At 68.2% G+C, this 2,113-nt stretch carries 3 protein-coding genes; all 3 read left to right on the top strand.

What is annotated here, in order from left to right; all coding sequences use genetic code 11:
• Positions 1 to 703, top strand: a 703-nt coding sequence (locus AC1DQP_RS19750; RefSeq protein ID WP_478052330.1) for a flagellar basal body P-ring protein FlgI, incomplete at its 5' end; no start/stop codon positions are given.
• A gap of 1 nt (position 704) precedes the next feature.
• Entirely contained in the window at positions 705 to 1,934 is a 1,230-nt protein-coding gene (flgJ, locus tag AC1DQP_RS19745; protein WP_457320099.1) for a flagellar assembly peptidoglycan hydrolase FlgJ, read from the top strand.
• An 8-nt stretch (positions 1,935 to 1,942) separates the two neighbouring features.
• Positions 1,943 to 2,113, top strand: a 171-nt coding sequence (locus tag AC1DQP_RS19740; protein ID WP_478052331.1) for a flagellar basal body protein, incomplete at its 3' end; no start/stop codon positions are given.

Raw genomic sequence — 2,113 nt, 5'->3', positions numbered from 1 at the left:
GGTCTACGCGATCGCCCAGGGCAACCTGGTGGTCGGTGGCTTCGGCGTGCAGGGCAAGGACGGTTCGCGGGTATCGGTGAACGTCCCCAGCGTCGGTCGCATTCCCAATGGCGCCACGGTCGAACGTGCACTGCCGGACGTGTTCAACGGCGGTGGCGACATCACCCTGAACCTGCACAAGAACGACTTCACCACGGTCTCGCGGATGGTTGCCGCGCTGAACACTGCCTTCGGCGATGGCGCAGCGCGGGCGATCGACGGTGTCACGGTATCGGTGCAGTCGCCGAGCGACCCGGGCGCCCGCATCGGGATGCTGGCACGTATCGAAAACCTGGAACTCACCCCGGGCAGCGCGCCGGCCAAGGTGGTGGTCAACGCACGTACCGGCACGGTCGTGATCGGCTCGCAGGTGCGCGTCGGCCCGGCGGCCATTTCGCATGGCTCGCTCACCGTGACCATCAACGAGAACACCAACGTCAGCCAGCCCAATGCCTTCGGCAACGGCCAGACCGTGGCCTCGCCGCAGTCCACCATCACCGCCACCAACGATGGCAGCCGCATGTTCAAGTTCACCGGCGGCACCACGCTGGACGAGATCGTGCATGCGGTCAACGCGGTGGGGGCGGCACCTGGCGATCTGATTGCGATCCTGGAAGCACTCAAGCAGGCCGGCGCACTGAGCGCCGAGCTCGAGGTGATCTGACATGCGCATCAACCCGGCACTGGAACTCAATCCGGCCCAGGCCAACAGCCCGGCCAAGGTGGACAAGGTGGCGCGCCAGCTGGAAGGCCAGTTCGCGCAGATGCTGGTCAAGAGCATGCGCGATGCCAGCTTCGGCGACTCGCTGTTTCCCGCCGAAAACACCATGTTCCGCGAGATGTACGACCACAAGATCGCCGAGGCGATGACCCGTGGGCGCGGGCTGGGCCTGTCGGCGATGATCACCCGTCAACTGGGTGGCGCCGAGGCCGAGGCCGCCAAGCCGACCGACACCGCCTTGAACCCGGCCGCCGCGCTGCGCGCATACCGGCTCAACGCACCGGCGGCGGCGCCGATGGCGCTGCCCGCCTCGACCATGCCGGCCGGCACGCCGAGCGAAGTGGAGATGCTGCAGCAGTTGCGCGGCGCCGATCCGTCAACGGTGCTGCAGCCGATGGAACGTGCGCTGGATCTGATCGCCGGCCGCGAGAGCAGCCAGATGCACGAGGCCATCGGCCGTTCCGATCCGTATTCGGCGGCGTCCGGCGTCAGCGATCCGACCGAACAGAACTGGGCCGCGCTGGCCGATGACCGCTGGCGCGACGTCAACGGTACGGCCGCCGCGCGGGGACCGAGTGCGGTCGATACGCTGGCCGCCAACACCGCTGCCGCCCAGCTTGGCCCGCACACGCCGGAAGGTTTCGTGGCCAGCATCTGGAACCACGCCCAGCAGGCCGCGCGCGAACTGGGCGTGGATGCCAAGGCGCTGGTCGCCCAGGCCGCGCTGGAGACCGGTTGGGGCCGCAAGCTGGTGCAGCGCAACGGCGGTGGCAGCTCGCACAACCTGTTCGGGATCAAGGCCAGCGGCTGGAGCGGCGAACGCGCCACCAGCGGCACCCATGAATACGTGGACGGCGTGCGCCGCAACGAAACCGCCAGCTTCCGCGCCTACACCTCGGTTGGCGACAGTTTTGCCGACTACGTGAAACTGCTCAAGAACAGCCCGCGTTACCAGAATGCGCTGCAGGCCGGCGGCGATGTCCGCGGCTTCGCCCAGGGCCTGCAGAAGGCCGGCTACGCCACCGATCCCAGCTACGCGGCCAAGATCGCCGCGATTGCCGGCGGCCCGACCATCGAGCGCGCGATCGCCGCCGTGGGCAATGCCAGCCAGCGCCTGGGCGAGACCTTTGCCAGCACCGCCAGCCCGACCGGGCTGGGCGTCATCCGTCGTTGAGGTAACCCATGTCCAGCGTACTTTCCACCGGCACCAGCGCCCTGCTCGCTTTCCAGCGGGCGCTGGCGACCACCAGCCACAACGTCGCCAACATCAACACGCCGGGCTACAGCCGGCAGAAGGTCGACTTCGCCACCGCCAATCCGCAGAACTTCGGCTATGGCGACGTGGGCAACGGC

The organism is Stenotrophomonas sp. P5_A8, assembly GCF_056400545.1.
The sequence above is the reverse complement of the archived record's forward strand: the minus strand, read 5'-3'. Positions and strand labels throughout refer to the sequence as shown.